16 protein-coding genes are annotated in these 16040 nt (G+C 47.5%); 9 read left to right on the top strand and 7 right to left on the bottom strand.

The genetic code is table 11. From position 1 onward, the window contains the following. Positions 1–334: hypothetical protein (locus ACPLJI_RS08190; RefSeq protein ID WP_424741234.1), on the top strand; the 334-nt coding region annotated here is incomplete at its 5' end. A 132-nt stretch (positions 335–466) separates the two neighbouring features. Then, positions 467–2524, top strand: coding sequence for a beta strand repeat-containing protein (locus tag ACPLJI_RS08185; protein ID WP_424730638.1), 2058 nt, complete (start codon positions 467–469; stop codon positions 2522–2524). A gap of 72 nt (positions 2525–2596) precedes the next feature. On the opposite strand, the gene ACPLJI_RS08180 is transcribed toward ACPLJI_RS08185, so the two are convergent. The 3 genes from ACPLJI_RS08180 to ACPLJI_RS08170 all read right to left on the bottom strand — a co-directional run bounded on the left by ACPLJI_RS08180 (position 2597) and on the right by ACPLJI_RS08170 (position 11109). Continuing rightward, the gene (locus tag ACPLJI_RS08180; RefSeq protein ID WP_424730641.1) at positions 2597–4045 is read right to left on the bottom strand and encodes an MBL fold metallo-hydrolase; all 1449 of its coding nucleotides are present in this window, start codon (positions 4043–4045) and stop codon (positions 2597–2599) included. A 1022-nt stretch (positions 4046–5067) separates the two neighbouring features. Then, on the bottom strand, positions 5068–10065 hold the full coding sequence (locus tag ACPLJI_RS08175) for a cobaltochelatase subunit CobN (protein WP_424741233.1): 4998 nt from the start codon (positions 10063–10065) through the stop codon (positions 5068–5070). Positions 10066–10413: 348 nt separating this feature from the next. Next, positions 10414–11109 (bottom strand): endonuclease/exonuclease/phosphatase family protein, encoded by a 696-nt coding sequence (locus tag ACPLJI_RS08170; RefSeq protein WP_424730636.1) that lies wholly within the window; start codon positions 11107–11109, stop codon positions 10414–10416. A 252-nt stretch (positions 11110–11361) separates the two neighbouring features. Between ACPLJI_RS08170 and ACPLJI_RS08165 the strand changes: the two genes are divergently transcribed. The 4 genes from ACPLJI_RS08165 to ACPLJI_RS08150 all read left to right on the top strand — a co-directional run bounded on the left by ACPLJI_RS08165 (position 11362) and on the right by ACPLJI_RS08150 (position 13899). Next, positions 11362–11859 (top strand): MarR family transcriptional regulator, encoded by a 498-nt coding sequence (locus tag ACPLJI_RS08165; protein WP_424730635.1) that lies wholly within the window; start codon positions 11362–11364, stop codon positions 11857–11859. Positions 11860–11863: 4 nt separating this feature from the next. After that, positions 11864–12607 carry a DUF6544 family protein gene (locus tag ACPLJI_RS08160; protein ID WP_424741232.1) on the top strand — a complete coding sequence of 248 codons (744 nt, stop codon included), beginning with the start codon at positions 11864–11866 and terminating at the stop codon, positions 12605–12607. Between the two features lie 119 nt (positions 12608–12726). Further along, complete coding sequence (locus ACPLJI_RS08155) at positions 12727–13455, top strand: nitroreductase family protein (RefSeq protein WP_424730633.1); 729 nt, start codon at positions 12727–12729, stop codon at positions 13453–13455. 3 nt (positions 13456–13458) lie between these two features. After that, the gene (locus ACPLJI_RS08150) at positions 13459–13899 is read left to right on the top strand and encodes a hypothetical protein (protein ID WP_424730632.1); all 441 of its coding nucleotides are present in this window, start codon (positions 13459–13461) and stop codon (positions 13897–13899) included. Between the two features lie 14 nt (positions 13900–13913). On the opposite strand, the gene ACPLJI_RS08145 is transcribed toward ACPLJI_RS08150, so the two are convergent. Then, the gene (locus tag ACPLJI_RS08145) at positions 13914–14204 is read right to left on the bottom strand and encodes a carboxymuconolactone decarboxylase family protein (RefSeq protein WP_424730631.1); all 291 of its coding nucleotides are present in this window, start codon (positions 14202–14204) and stop codon (positions 13914–13916) included. 34 nt (positions 14205–14238) lie between these two features. After that, a complete protein-coding gene (locus ACPLJI_RS08140) occupies positions 14239–14634 on the bottom strand; it encodes a metal-dependent transcriptional regulator (protein ID WP_424730630.1) in 396 nt (131 codons plus the stop codon). Positions 14635–14707: 73 nt separating this feature from the next. Between ACPLJI_RS08140 and ACPLJI_RS08135 the strand changes: the two genes are divergently transcribed. Next, positions 14708–15001, top strand: coding sequence for a TIGR04076 family protein (locus ACPLJI_RS08135; protein ID WP_424730629.1), 294 nt, complete (start codon positions 14708–14710; stop codon positions 14999–15001). A gap of 10 nt (positions 15002–15011) precedes the next feature. Next, positions 15012–15344, top strand: a complete 333-nt coding sequence (locus ACPLJI_RS08130) for an Mth938-like domain-containing protein (RefSeq protein ID WP_424730628.1) — start codon at positions 15012–15014, stop codon at positions 15342–15344. Positions 15345–15429: 85 nt separating this feature from the next. On the opposite strand, the gene ACPLJI_RS08125 is transcribed toward ACPLJI_RS08130, so the two are convergent. Continuing rightward, on the bottom strand, positions 15430–15618 hold the full coding sequence (locus tag ACPLJI_RS08125) for a M48 family metallopeptidase (protein ID WP_424730627.1): 189 nt from the start codon (positions 15616–15618) through the stop codon (positions 15430–15432). Between the two features lie 51 nt (positions 15619–15669). Next, positions 15670–15822, bottom strand: a complete 153-nt coding sequence (locus ACPLJI_RS08120; RefSeq protein ID WP_424741231.1) for a hypothetical protein — start codon at positions 15820–15822, stop codon at positions 15670–15672. Between the two features lie 133 nt (positions 15823–15955). Here ACPLJI_RS08120 and ACPLJI_RS08115 point away from each other — a divergent pair. Beyond that, positions 15956–16040: phosphoenolpyruvate carboxylase (locus tag ACPLJI_RS08115; protein WP_424741235.1), on the top strand; the 85-nt coding region annotated here is incomplete at its 3' end.

Here is a 16040-nt window from a genome sequence, read left to right as displayed (position 1 = left end):
ACTGATATTCAACCAGACCCCAATCATAGAACTTGAAAACGGCACATACTATCAGATCGGCAATGGCAACATCACACCATACAACGGAACAATCGCCCTAACAGGAAACACAATCCTCAAATACTTCAAAAACAGCACAAACACAACAATGATGGGCATAATCAAAAACACACCTGCAAAACTGGTCAACAAGGTCAAGATATCAAAGGTTAAGGTCAAGAAATGGTACAGAAAATGGTACAGGAGAGGCGGTAAGTGGAGATACAAGTGGAGATACTACTGGACCTACAAGCAGGTGAAACAGACCTACCAGGAACTTCAGGCAGCAGCCTGAGTTCCGCAAATTTCTTTTTTCATTTAGGAAATTTATATTCAGTAATCCAGATATATACGATCACAGATAAAAGGAGGTTTAATTATTAAAAAACTCAGAACACTGCCCATCATCATTCTCATATCGGTCATGATGGCAGGATGCAGCTGCGGTGCAGATTACACCGTGGACAACACAACCTACATGCAGATATTCACCCCCACCGGTGTCTCAGAGAACTTCACCCTCAACGGTACAGATTACACCCTCCAGGAAGGCGATACCATCACATTTCTTGAGGGAGTATATGAAAACGTTAACATCATCATAAACAGGGCCATCAACCTTGTTGCATCGGGCATTGTGCAGCTCAACGGATTCATTGACGTAAGTTCCTCATCAAACATAACCGGTTTCAGTGTCAATGGAACAGTTGAGCTAAACGGTAACAAAAGCTTCCTTAACAGGACAAACATAACAGGCGCACTGGTTGTAAATGGTAACTCCTGTGCAGTCAATGGTTCAGGGATATTCAGCTCCCCCTCATCCCTCGCTGTGAGGGGTGATAACGTAACCATAAGCAACAGTCACATAAACGCTTCAGCGTCCCACGGGATCCTTGTGACCGGGAAAAACGCTACAATCACGGGTAACACCATAACAAACAGCAATGGAAGCGGAATTTTGATAATGGGAAATGGATGTGTAGCCAGTGGTAACACCATCTACCTCTCAAAGGGGGATGGGATAAGCTCAAATGCATCGGGTGTTTCAATAGCAGGCAACAGCATATCCTTCAACTCAGGACATGGTATAAATTCCTCAGGTAATGGTACAGGGATCACCAACAACACCGTGCTAAGGAACAACCTCACAGGAATCCATTCAACGGGTGGATGGGCAAACATAACCCAGAATACCGTCAAGTATTCAGGTGCCGATGGCATATATGTTTCAGGAAACGGATCCACTGTGCAGGGATCCTATGCACAGAACAACACCCGCAACGGCATACATGTAGCTGGCCCTGGATGCTCTGTTATCAGTTCATACGCCTACTACAACGGTGAAAATGGGGTTTACTCCAGTGGCTCCAATACATCATTCAGGTACGTTGATGCAAGTTTCAACAGAAAAAACGGGATATACTCCACCGGAAACAATGCAGCTTTCTTCTATATAACCAGCGCATCCTACAATGGCGAGAACGGCATACTCTCAGCGGGACAGAATGCCAGCATGCAGATAATACTGGATGTCTCCTCAAATTCACATAACGGGATCTCAAGCCTCGGCGATAACGCCTACATATGGTTCGTTGAAGTTAAAAAGAATGGTCTCAACGGTATTTACTCCGCGGGTAAGGACCTTTACCTTTCATATGTGAAGAACGCCACCAATAACACCCTCAGCGGTGTCAACTCAACGGGGATCAATGCAAGGATATTTGACGTCACCGTGAAACTCAACCGGCTGCACGGGATCTATGCTTCAGGATACAACACCACGGTGGCATACTTCGAAGCACTGCAAAACCTCAAAAACGGCCTATACATTACAGGGGCCCGCAGCTACATCGTATCAGGAAATGCCAGTTCAAACCATCAGAACGGGGTTCAGGTCAACGGTGCAGATACCATCGTAAGATCTGTGAACGCAACGGGCAATGCTGCCTCAGGAATAGCTGTCTATGGTAAGAACTCAATCGTATACAACTGCACGTCCCTCAGAAACAACGATGGTGTATACACTGCAACAGATTCCAGGATAATCCTAACCATGGTCTCCGGAAACAGGAACTGTGGTGTAAACGCCAGGGGCACCACAGTTGTGGAGAAAAGCACAGTGACAGGTAACAGGTACGGTGTTTATGTCGCCGGTGCCGGTTCAGTTATCTACTCATCCACCATAAGCAGCAACAGGGGCTACGGCATATACGCTGGTGGTTCATCTGTAACCATCTACCGTAACACCCTCCAGTACAACGGTGGCGACGGCATAACTGCAAGGGGGGGCTATGCAAAGATATACTACAACACTGCAAACAGAAACAGGGGTTCAGGTATAAATTCAGCCTCATACAGGGCAGTTATAGCATACAACAGGGCTTCATACAACAGTTACTACGGAATATACTCTTCAGGCAAGCGTTCAACCATTGCAAAGAACACGGCAACAGGAAATAAAAAGAGGAATATAAGGAGACTCTAAAATTAACTCTTTTGGGATGAACCTTCCCCCCTCATTTTCAGAGACTCCAAAAATCAATCTCAGGTGAATCCACTATTTTTCCATTACGGGATCAAGAACCTCAATACCCTCCTCCTTAAAGATCATGAATTCCTCCCTGTTCCTGGTGTGAATGGGGTATATGGCCTCCGGTTCCACGTCGAGTATCATCTCCACGAGGTCAGATCTTCCGGCATGTCCTGAGGAGTGGAACCTCCTGTACTCTGCTATGCCGAAGTGTCTGAGCCAGTTGCTCTCCCTCTCGGCATCGATCTCCATCTCCTCATTGAAGGGTTCAGTCTTGGACTTGATGTAGGCCGCGCCCTCTGGTTTGATGTCTATGAATTCCTTGAAGTCAAAGTAGTCGCACTGGAAGATGTACTCCCCTGGTTCCTCCTGGAGGTCCCTGCAGGTTATGACGTTGTCCAGTTCAAGGAATTGCCTTTCCCATCCCCTGTAGTCCTGAACGATATAGTCCTCAGGAAGGTCAGCTGCAGGTATCCATTCACCATCAAAGCAGACAGATGCGTCCTCACCGATAAGTCCCCAGGTTTTACGGGGGATATAGACTGCAAGGTCACTGAGAGGTGGGTAACCAAGATCCTCAAAAAGTCCAATTATATAAGCCTGTTTGAGGCTCACCGCAAGTGTTCTATCAGATTTCTGGGCTGCCAGGTAAAATGTGAGGAACCGGTCAAGGTCGCGTATGGGGTAATTTACAATGACAAGTCCCCTGTGGTGTGCGGCTATAGCTGCTGTTCTCCTCTCAATATCCTCCTCGAAGGTGCTATTGTCCTGATCTATCCTTGTCCCCTCTGTTATGAGGATGTTTGGGGAAAACTTCCTTGCTTTTTTAACGAATTTTCTGGATTCATCATCCCTCCGGCCCTTAAATCTGATGTCTCCAGTGTATGCCACTGCCTCCTCTGATTCTATCAGATACGCGCAGGACCCTGGAACCGAATGGTCAACTGGTGCTGGTGTGATGGTGAACTCACCCACCTCAGATCTTCTGTATGGCTTTAGAACCCTCACCGGTCTCTCTATCTTAATCTTATCCCTCTTATGTGTTGTACCGCGATTCACGGTCTTTTTTTGAGAAAAATGAAATTTAGGTTTGTAATGAAGGAATTCACCGCCGCTCTGGGATGTTTCATCAAGGGCCTTAAGTATAAGAAAGCTCTCCTCCATCATGTAGAGTGGTATGTCGTGGCGTATGTACTTGAGGCACCCTGCATGGTCAAGGTGGGGGTGGCTTAGAAGCACTCCTGATACCGCGGGCTCCTCCTCAAACTTCATTCCAAGGTACCGCACCTGGTCCTCACGGTAAATCCCCCGTATCCTGGGTAGGGCCCCAAGTTCCATGAGGTCACCGAGACCTTTGAAGCTCCTTGGCTGCAAGAACTCATCAAAGTAGAGGTTCTCAATGTTGAATCTCTTCCCGAAGTCCAGGAATATCCCATCACCGTTGCAGGATGCCTCTATCCTGTTACCACCTCTCATCGACTCCACCATAACATCTCAAATCCACCATCCCACACTCCATAGTTATTCTGTATTTATAAGAGTATGCTGAGGATGAAGTAAAGGAGAAGTAAGCCAAACACACACCCCAGAACTCCCCCGCAGCAGTCATCATCCATACAATCACCCCATATGATCAAGGATATTCTGATTGCTATGATTCCCCGCCAGAAGCTGCCGGAACAACCACAATCAACTGGCCCCGCATCTTATAATATGCCCCGCATCTTATAATATATTTCCAGTTTTTCAATGATTGGTGCGAATCTGATGGCTTACTGCGTTATATTTCCATATTACGAAGAACATGTGCCAGGGTGAAACAACTTAGAACTTCCTGGCCCGAATATTTATCCTTTTAATGGTATGCATATCTGTTCTTGCATTTTCCGGCTGTACCGACAGTGAAAAAACTATCAGAAGAGACAGGGATGCCTTATAAGAGGTCCCTGAACCTGCAGCCTCCACACTGATAACTGCGGCGGTGCTGTTAGGGGTGTCCTGGTGGGAGAGGACATGGTAGCGGCTACCCACAGTGTGGGATGTATACTATCTGGTGGTAGCTGTCATGTTAAGGGGACGTCCTCCTGTGTGAGGAGAGGGAATGTCGTCCTGGAAGGTTCGGTGATTATCATATCTGGGGCCCGCAACACGTCAGACCCAACTCCAGCCCGGGTTTATGTGTGGATTTTCAGTGTCTTCAGGCTGAGCCCATCATCACAGCGAGGACGAGGGGCATGGTCTATGCCAATACCCTGAAACCCGTTGATACATCCGGGCTGAACCTGTTATCGGTGATGACGAGTTCAGTTCAATCCTTGAGGAACTCCGGGGTTGAAATTACCCAATCACAGCAAACCTCAAGATAGCAGGAACAGTGCTGAAACATGATTATTACTTTACCACACAGTTGGACGTACACTTCAAGTGTAAAAAAGTACACTTTTTAAGAACCTGTGGCTCTTCTTAATAAACTGAAAAAAATAAAAAATTAATTAATTTTAGTTTCTCCCAGTCCCAAGGAAGTATCCGACACCAACAAGGGCTACCAGTGCTATAACACCGATTATGGCGTATACTGGCATTCCGGTACTTGAACCCTGTGATGCAGTCGCCCTGCTCACCTCATAGGCCTTCCCTGCGTCAGTACCAGGCGACTCCTGGGCGCTCTTAACCTCAGAACCAGCAGTTCCAGCATCACCGGATCTTCCATCTGAACCATCTGATGATGGGCTTCGCCCGGCTGAGGTTGACCCGGTACCTGGTTCTCCTGGGTTCGGGGTTGAGGGTACATCAGGACTGGATCCGCCTGATGGGGCGAATGCTGAGCTCTTTGTGGCTGCATACAGTTTCTCCTTAACCCTTGCAAGGAGGTCAGGGTTGAGGTACTGCATGGCCCACTCCATCATTGCAATGTTGCCGCAGCTGCAGTCACAGCAGGCAACACCATTCTCTGCAATGGCCTCTGCCCATGTTGTGGCTATCAGGCGCCTTGTGGCATCATCAGCATTCCAGTAACCCCTGTGTATTGCGGTGAGCATGGTACCTGTCATGCTTATGAGTGCATAGCTGTTCTTACCCCTTGAAAGCCATTCCCTGACACCAATGCCATATTTGTCCTTGAGGTAGACATCAACCGTCTCCTTCCACATCCACTCGGAAACAGTCTCGGGACTCATGACATTCCATCCCCAGAGGTTGGCCACGAAGTTGTTTGAGATCTCCCTTGCACCTGCATATCCACTCTGCATCATCGCCTGTATCCATTGGGGGTTGTAGTAGCGGGACTGCAGCTCCCTGTAGAGGAACTGTCCGAGGGTCTCTATTCTGGAAGCTGATGGGTTCACCTGGTTTATTATGTACATACCGGGGATCCTGCCACCTGCAGCCTCCACTGCAAGCCTGAAACCACCGAGGAACTCGAAGTTATGGTCCACGTCCACAACGCCATAGAGATTTGTTGACCTTGAGTGGTAGACACCCTCAACGTCACGTAGCCTCATTGTTAGAACCTCTTCAAGGTCCACTCCCCAGCCATCCTCGCTCAGCGCATACTTCATGCTATCGATGTAGAGTTTTCCAAGGTCCAGTCTCTCATCCCATGTCCAGTCCTGCTGAACAGCCTCCGGGAGCCTGGTGCCATAGTTACCAAGGGATGGTCCAAATAGCCTGGATATTGCAGCGATTCCAGCGTCCTCGGGTTTCATTCCAAGTTTAATGAGCGCCTTAACGTCTGAGAGCCAGTGAACTGCAATGGGGTTCTTATCAAGTGGGTCGCTGCCAGGAATGAAGAGCCCGGCTTTCTGGATGCTTGAAACCGAGGCGTTGAGTGCGGCGAGGAGTTTTGTCCTGTTATCTGCTGTTTCCTGATTTATAGCTGCCATCAGTGTGTTGAAGGATGCTGCAAGTGCCACCCTTGATGCGCGGTCCAGGAGCACGCCCAGAAGCGGGAAGGTCTCCCTGAATATCCCTGAGGTTGTCATCAGGACATCCACCCTTGACCTGTTGAGCTGTGCCAGTGGTGTTGCCCTCACACCCATGACGGAACCCCCATATCCATAGATGGGTTCGAGTCCCATGAGCCTCAGGATGAATGCCACTGTTGCTCCCTTGTCGTTCTGGGTTTCTGTGGCCCATATGACAACGCCGAGCTGTTCAGGTGTTGCATTGTATGCTTTGAGCGCCTCATCAGCGAGCATGGACCCCCTTATCCATGCAGCCTGTGTTGGAAGAAGTGAAGGATCCTCACCATAGAGGTTCCCTCCTGTTGGAACAGCTGATGGGTTCCTTATGGGGTCTCCTCCGGATGTTGGTGGTATGTAGCCACCCGCCAGAGCCCTGAGGAGCATCTGCCTCTCCCTTGCACCCGAATTTTTGATGTTCAGAACGTCACTGAGGGTCATGTTAAGGGCTGTTATCTCTGTTGCTGTCAGGTTTCTTCCAAGGGCTGACTGTATCTCTGCCGTGATTGTCTGAAGTGACTTTCCACCGTAAAATGCAAGTATAACCTCATCCAGTGGTCTGTCTATTCCTGAGAGTGCCTTTTTAACTGAGAGGAATGTGTTATTACCTGCGCTTATTCTGGGTACGCTGGCCATTGACTCCACCAGGATGGTAACCTGGGTCACGTTGAGGTCCCTTCCGAAGACGTAGAGACCGAGTGGCATCATTGTACCCTCAAGATCCCTTATGTAATCGTCGATTCCATCGACAAGTTCATCAGGGTCCAGGTTGAGGTCAATGATGGTCTCAAGGTGCATCTGGGCTGCCTTCTCCCTTATGAGGCCTATCTCCTCTGACCTGTTACCGGGCGCTGCGTGGTACTGGTCTATGAGTGTCTTGAGTGATGCGAGGTCCCCGTAGATGGCTGTTGCCTCTAGTGGTGGTGTCAGGTGACTTATACTCACAGCAAGACCCCTTCTCTTGGCATGTATGACCTCCCCGACACCATCCATTATATATATGTAGATGCTTGGCACTTCTCCAAGACATATATCAGGGTAATCTGCCCCTGACAGTGCTGATTCCTTCCTTGGGAGCCACTCGTAGGTACCATGCCTTCCAAGGTGTATCATGGCATCTGCACCGAACTCTGTCTGGAGGTATGCGTAGAATGCAAGGTACTGGTGGTGTGGCGGTACTATCTGGCTGTGGTAGAGTTTATCCACGTCACCTTCCCATCCGCGCTGTGGCTGAGGGCCCACAAAGACGTTTCCATAGAACATGCCTGGTATGACAAGGTACTTCTTACCATTCCTCTCAACGGTCATGATGTTTCCAGGTGGTGCTCCCCATCCACAGAGTCCCGGAACATTAAGTGCGAGGAAGGCTGATTTTGCACTGTAGAAGACATCCCACTGGTTCAGACCGCTGTAAATATTCTTAAGTGCATTGTAGGCTCTGTTAACCAGATTTTTTGCCTCTGAGGCATTTCTTATCTGCATATCATCTATCGCTGTTATCAGTGAACTCTGCCATTTTTCAAGTGTCTCAAGCAGTTTCGTATTTTCAGTGGAGTATCTGAAGAGTGCCTCGATGTAGCCAAAGGGTCCCTCCTCGATTTCCCTTCTTGCAAGTTCCGGGAGACTGCTGTACCAGTCCATGTACTTCTCCACATCCCATAGTACTGTTGAATTTGCAAGCCTCGCGAGTTCACCTGGAGCCCAGTTTGCAATGTTAAGCCCCCTTCCCATCATCTCACTCAGAAGGTCCTCAACACTTGAAGGCGCTCCTGTAACTGTATAGTTGTTTTCCCTGAGAAGGGCAAGTATCTCGAGTATTGATGATGGGCCATCAAGGTAACTTGCGCCTGCAAGATTCTGCTTTCCTGGTGGGTAGTTGTAGTAGATGAGTGCAACCCTTTTATCTGAATTCTGGGTGTACCTGAGTTTAATCCATGCCGCAATCCTGTCTGCAAAGGTTTCGACCCTCTCATCTATGGGCTGGTAGAATTCAACCTCAAGTCCTGTTAATGGATCCACTGACCTTCTGGTTGAGCTTGTTACCATTGTGAGTATCTGGCCCTGGAATTCAGGCAGAACCACCTGACTCGTTATGCTGGTGAAGTCCATTCCCGTGTCAGAAATGTACCAGGTTTCCTCGGTGTCAGCCACGTTGAGGGGTCTGAAGACAAGGATGTTGTTATCAAGGACCATTTTCTCGGCAATCGCTGCACTTGCACCCCCCAGTTTGAATGACTGGAGTGTTATAAGGCCCTGAATTCTTGTTCTGTTCTGTGAGTCGAAGAAGTAGCTTCTCATGGCATTTATGACCGGTGTTCCGTCAACGGGGTTTCCCTGGGCTATTGTGGCTATAACATTTATGCCCCTTGATTCCATTTCACCTATGAGTCTGTCGAGCATCAGGAGGTCCCCACGTTCCCATGTGAGGGCCATCCATGATGTTATGCCCACCGTTGGCCTTCCTGGAACCAGGAACTGCTCGTAGTCTGTGAAGTTGTAGTAGAGTCTTCCGTTGCGGTAGAGGGCATATTTTGGCACTATAACCGGTTCACGGAATGTGTATCCCCTCCCAGGGAATGCCAGGGCTATGAGGTACATGAGACCCTCCTCCCTGTTGTCGGGGGATGCGGTGTCTGATGTCTTGTATTCCTGGAACTTCAGATAGGATGCCATCGCAGGGTATGCTGCCTGGAGTTCCCTTAGAACCATGATTGGTGTCTTTGGTGGTACGGCCCTTGATACCGATTCGAAAATGGCCTGGAGCTGACTGTCAGTGATTTCAGTGGCGTTTGCATCAACGAAACGTGTGTTGTTGATGTTTGTAAGCCTTGTAACCGGGAAACAGTAGTATGGGTTGGGGTAGGCCGCTATTATTTTACCATCGAGTTTTCCCTGGCTCTTCATTGACATGAGGAGGTCAGGGACAGGTCCGCTTGGGCCGTTGACAGTCTGGACGTTGCTGATGTAGATGAGGTCAGCCCATTCAATTAACTGTGCGGTCTCTGTAAGGTTCAGTTTTGCCTGGTCAGTGTTTCTGACCTTCACTGTGATCTCAGGGTGCTTCTGCATGATGTTCCTAACCGGTTGAAGGAGCTGTCCAGCCTCTGTTGGCCATGATATTATCAGGAATCTTATCTCTGGAGGGTCAACCACCCTCACACCGGCGAGCGCATCATCCGCGTCATCAAAAATGCTGTTCCTGTTCAAGTCCGCGTAGAGCCTTCCTGTTATCGTTGAGTTGATGAAGGATGCCTCAAGTACGACGTCTCCAGCCCTCACTGATGCATTTGATGATGGGTGTAATGTCAGTCTCAGTTTTTCATTGATTTGATACCTGGCCGGTACCGTCAGTGGGTCCACCCATACAACATGGTTATTATCAGTGACATCCGTGAATGTGAATCGTCCCTCACTGTCTGTGAGGTTCTCTGGACTTTTAATTTCACCTTCATCAATTTCTGCCGCTGCAGCAGATCCCTGTAGAATCACTGTAAAAAAAGCTGCAATCAATAGAATAATCAACTGTTTTCTAATCATTTTCACCTCCTTTATTCTTTACAATCAGAGGTGTATCAGAAATTTTATTTAAGAGTTTTTATTAATTTTTTTATTACTATTTCTGAGTTAAATCAAATTAATGTAATAATTTAATTGAAAATTAATACCTTTGATGGAAATATTTATATGATTTTATAATATTAATCACTGTAGAAATATTAATCAAAATTTCGGGGGAAATTAAAATGATTTTTATTAAAATAAAACTCTTTTCGAAGTTCAATATAGGAATCAGGGAAAAAAAATCGATTATTTTTCATGTATGAACTATCCTGGTCGTCCTGACCCAAATTTATGTAATATAAAATTTTAATATAGTATTATGGCCTAGATTTCCACTGTTAGTTCAATAGGGAGGTGGTCAGATAAACGGGGCTTTTCTCCGAAAATTTCATCCTCCTCTGGAGAGCTTACCCCCAGAACATTAAATTTCTCTGGAATAAAAAGATAGTCGATCCTGTATCTCCGTTTTCTATCAGGCGTTATGAAGGTGAACGAATCACTTCTCTCGAGAAGAGGATCTCTGAACCCAAGCCCAGCTAACCTCTCAATCATCTCAGCCGCCAGAAGACCCCACTCCCTGAGAGTCGTGAAGGTTTCGCTCATGTTAAAGTCACCACCAATGATTACAGGTCCATGGCATCCCTCAATATACCTGTAGAGGGAATCAAGAAATTCGGCAAAATCCTCAACACCAGGTCCCATATAGTTGTAGATACTGAAAAGTGTTAGCTCCATCCCAGAGATTCCTGTGGTGCAGGAAACATAGAAATCATCCACACATTCATTTCCTGAATCCATGTGGATATAGTTTCTCATAGCCCCCTCAAATGTTTCCCTACTGAGGAGTACTGCATTCATTTCACCCCTTATGGTGTGATATCTTCTCCTTATCTCAGCGGGAATCATGTATACCTCCTGGAAGAAGCCCACATCGAAGTCCATGGTCCCCATGTAATTCCAGAGGTTCCTCCTTGTATAGGCAGCCCTGTTTATATTCCATGTCACAAGCTTAATCTTCATGACCAATCACCGAGATTAAAAAGACATTATACTTCAGCGCCCTCGCTTTACAACTCCAATCTTCATGACCAATTATCGAATTATCCTATGATCCTCACGGATATAGAATCCTTCACCTCTTCTCCCCCTGCAAAACTTTATATGCTGCAAAAAGAATTATGTAATATATTACCTTAATATGTAATATATTACCATATGAAGTCAGAGAAAACACAACTGACACTGGTGGTATTAAGCGAGTGAGGTTGCTGGATGAAGGATTCAGGAGAAATTGTGAATGAACACGCTGTTTCGAGGGATGCCATGGAGAGGTACATACTGGTTGCCCTCTTTCTCATTGAGCAGCGCTGGAACTACATAGTGGGTCGTGAATTTCTCCCCGAGAACATAACACCCAAACAGTGGCTTTTTCTTGTAATCCTTGGAAATGTCTTTGAAAGGCCCCCCTCAATGCAGGAGATGGCTGAGGCCATGAGTACCACGCACCAGAACGTCAAACAACTCGCAGTACGCCTTGAGGATAAGGGACTCATAAGGATAAAGCCGGACAGGGACAGGAGAATACTGCGCCTTGAGACAACCCGCAGATTCCATGAATTCTGGAGTGGAAGAGATGAAAGGGACAGAGCTACCGTTGAATCACTCTTTGAATCACTGGACGATGATGAGGTGGAGGACCTCTTCAGGATATTCGCAAAGCTTGAAGAGGCATCAAAGCGAAGGTACATGGAGTACCGCAAAAGAAGATGATATGATGCTTAAAAAGATATTTAAAATGGAAGTTGAAGAAGAACTCAAAAACAATCTATCCCTGCATGAAAGGGAACTGCCTGATGCAATCAAAAGACACATTGCCCTCTGCAGCCTCCCTGAAGCCGCAGAAAACCTCCTGATCAGGTGGGAGGACTCGAGGATAAGGAGGGGTGACAGGTGGATGAAAATAGACATGCTCCAGTTCAACACCCCCAAACCCTCCAGGTGCGTATACATAGCTGGACATTTTTTCTGGATCCCCATTGAGGGCCTTGACCTCTACTCAGAGGGCCGGGGACGGATGATCATCAGAGCCCTTAAATTCCTGGGGGTTGCAGATGAACATGGACCTGAAATGGACCGTTCAGCCCTTGTAACCGTGCTGTCAGAGGCCCTCTTTCTACCATCCCTCACCCTCATGGAGTGTATTGAATGGTACCCCCTGGATGATACCAGAGTTGAGGCCAGCATCAGTGATCATGGTGTTGAGGCCAGTGGAATCTTCAGCTTCGATGACCATGGAAGGTTTGTGAGGTTCCACACAGAGGACAGGCACTGTGCAGAGTTCAACAGGGAGTTGCACCCCTGGAGTGTTGATGTCCTCTCCTATAGAGAACACCATGGGTTTATCTATCCCCATGAGTGCACCGCAACATGGCACCTCCCTGATGGCGACCTTAAGTACTTCCATGGGAGCATTGATGAGGTACAATTCAACATGAAACAATTAGGAATAAGATTATAGGTTGGAGGTACTGAGTGAGTATGCCAGCTACACTTCAACATGAAACAATAGGAAAAGACCTTTTAGGATGATTAACAGATTAGGTTCATGGATTAAGAATGACTCAGGGAGTAAATTTAATGAAGGAACTCTACCCTTTCATTTTCAGGAGAAAATCTACAAGAAAGTATTCGTCACCTGTACCCGATGTTGAACTCCAGGAGATCAGGGATTACCTTGGTGGACTGGAACCACTCCTCCCCTCCACTCCTGTTGAATTCAGGATAATGGGGGAGAATGATGTCAGTACCCGGATGCAGAAACCCGCCCCCCACTACATTGCAGCCTTCTCAGAGGGAAACATTGGGCGGCTTAATGTGGGCTTCATGCTGCAGCAGATGGATCTGAAGCTCTCCTCCATGGGGATTGGAAGCTGCTGGCAGGGGATCCCGAGGGTTAAGGGTCATGTGAAATCCGACCTTGAATTCATCATCCTGCTCGCCTTTGGGGTTGCAGCGGAACCAGTGCACAGGGAGCCATCAGAGTTTAAAAGGAAACCCCTCAGTGAGATAACAGACATGGCTGGCATGGATGATGTGCTTGAGGCTGTGCGCCTTGCACCATCCGCAGTTAATAACCAGCCCTGGTACCTCACTGGGGGTGATGGGATGATCCATGCATACTGCCGGGTCCAGAACCCTGTTAAAAGGCGTCTTCTGGGGAGGTGGAACCCCATCGATATGGGAATAGCACTGGCCCACCTCAAAATTTCACTTGAGCATCATGGCTACAGGACCGAATTTAAAATCCTCAAAGCACCGGAAATTAAAAACTACACCTACACGGGAACATTCATCTATGGAGATTAAAAAGTGGATAATAAAATTCTGAAGGAATTCCTCAGGGATAAAGAATTAAAAAATCAGGACTTTGTATTTGGCATTATAGCGAACATCATACTCCTCTATATTGTGAACAGTGTCATGAACTGGGACCTCTCGTTTGTAACGGAGTCCTTCAGGGGGCTGATACCCCTCTTTAATGTTGTGATAGCCGCCAATCTCATTGCCAGTGCAGCACTTATAATATACAGATTACAGTGGCTCTGGACCTTCACCCAGATCATTCTGAGTGCCCTTGGCTACCTCATGGTCTCATCACTTTACAGTGTCTTCCCATTCACCTTCAGGAACATCTATGTGTTCTACTCTGTTAAATTTGCACTCATTGTTGCCATGGTGGTTATGGCTGTGGCTGTGTTTCTGCATGGGCTGAAGTTCGTGCTGAAATTCATCCTGAAGGTTGAGTCATGAACTTACCAGGGATTTCAGTCCAGGAATATCCCTGAGGCCGTGTTCATTGCAGAGCCAGCCCTGATGAGGGCTGCCACCGCAGCTGCCTCTTTGAGTTCATCCTCCTCTATTCCCATTTTCAGGGCCTCTGCTGCGTGTTTCTCTGTACAGGCTTCACACCTTACTGCAACGGCACATGCGACCGCTATCAGCATCTTTTCACGCTCTGTGAGTTTACCCTCAGACATTACCGCATTTCTGAATTTTATGAATTTTTCAGCTATCTCAGGTGATCCTTCAAGGAATTTATCTGCTCCAGACCTCATGGTCCTTAACTTGGTATCTCAGCTTAAATATTTTTCAGGGTATGGGTATCCCGTGGGGGCACCTTGAGGGGTTCCTGAGGTACCTCCTGAGTGCATCCTCTGTCTCTGTGAAGAGTTCATGCTTCATCCGGGAGGCCTCCTCATATGAGGAGTCTATGTCCATCCCCAGGACCTCATGGAAGAAGCACTCCAGGAGCATATGCTTTCTGAGGACCTCCTCTGCAATTTCCCTGCCAGTATCTGTGAGTTCAGCCCCGAGGTATGGATGGTGGATCACGAGCCCCATTTCATGGAGCTTCCTCAGCATCTGGGTTACACTGGCTGGTTTAACGTTGAGGCGTGCTGATAGATCCGAAGTTCTCACCGTACCCCTTTTTCGGATCCTGTATATTGTTTCAAGGTAAGTTTCCATGCTCCTTGTAAGTTCCATAAAAGACACCAATTGAATATATATTCAAAATCTATTTAAGTTTTGCCCTTCATAATCCATCACAGGTGGTCAGATGCTTGAGATACGCGTACATGAGATAAGGGGAAACTGCCCGGTTTACCGGGAGGGTGACCGTATCATAATAAATGACCCTGAAATAGACCTTGAGGAAACAGATGCACTGTGCACACATGCCCTATCCACCATACTGCACTACACAACCATCCTGGATAGGAAATGGTGTCCCCTGGAGCTGGGACTCACAGTTGAGGGTGACGGGGAGCACGCCTACATGCAGTGCGTTGACCCGGGCGCACCCTACACAGATGGAGGCACCGTCATATTCAGGGCGCGAAGGATTGAATGAGATGTCCAGTATGTTCTCAGACTGCCGCTTCGGACTTGTGAAGTACATGGGGCGTGAATACACATCAGACATCGTGGTCCACGTGGATGGAACCGTGACCCCCCGAAGGAAGGAGATATCAAGGAGGAAGCACGGAACCTCACACCTCATGGCAGAGGAGGAAATTGAGGAACTTAAAAATGAAAACCCCGACTGTATCATCATAGGTTCAGGTGTCCACGGTGCCCTTGAAACCGAATTCAGATCTGCTGTGGTACTCCCAACATGTGAGGCCATAGAAAGGTACAATGAAGAGAAGAGAAGGGGCAGAAGGGTTGCAGCCATAATCCACGTGACCTGCTAGTCAGTGAGCCCCTCAAGGTGCCAATGCATATCCCTCAGTCAGAAATGTAATATTCAGGGACCCCCGGAACGGTTTTACTTGAAGGTTATAAGTATAAGGCAGATATAGTCAGAAATGTAATATTCAGGGACCCCCGGAACCTCCTGCTGTGGTTCATCTCCAGCATATGCGCGAGTTCATGAGGGACTTGCTCAGATAGTTCATCAGGGAGGTATGAGAGGAGTGTGTTGAAGCTGAGAGTGCCGCAGGAGCTGCAACCACCACCTGAACTCATCATCACCCCTGAAGTTCAAAGCCTGATGCCAATCTCAGCATCTCATCATGCTCATCCAGTTTTCTCCCAATCCAGTCTCGAATAGGAGTGGATCCTCTGGTCTCCCTCTGAAATTACCTGGGAGTATGAGGCGGATGATGTTAATCTGAGTTCTATTCTGGGGTTCCTATTCCTGTATATAACCTCGTACCTAACTGCCACCATCTATACTGAACATCCCATTTTATCTCCCCACCTAAGAAGGAGATTTTCATTTGAGATTAAAGGTCCCCCTACTATAATTGAGACAGAATGTTATTATATTCCCATCAACAATATCACTCCTGGAGTGTTAAACATGAAGGTTCCAAGATGCATGAGTACACAGCATCCAGACAATGTGAACCCGCCGTTCTTTGCAGCAGAACCTGAACTCGGTGGTG

It is taken from the genome of Methanothermobacter sp., from assembly GCF_049720995.1.
Lineage (GTDB): Archaea > Methanobacteriota > Methanobacteria > Methanobacteriales > Methanothermobacteraceae > Methanothermobacter.
Note: the sequence above shows the minus strand (reverse complement) of the source record. Positions and strands in the feature narration are given on the sequence as shown.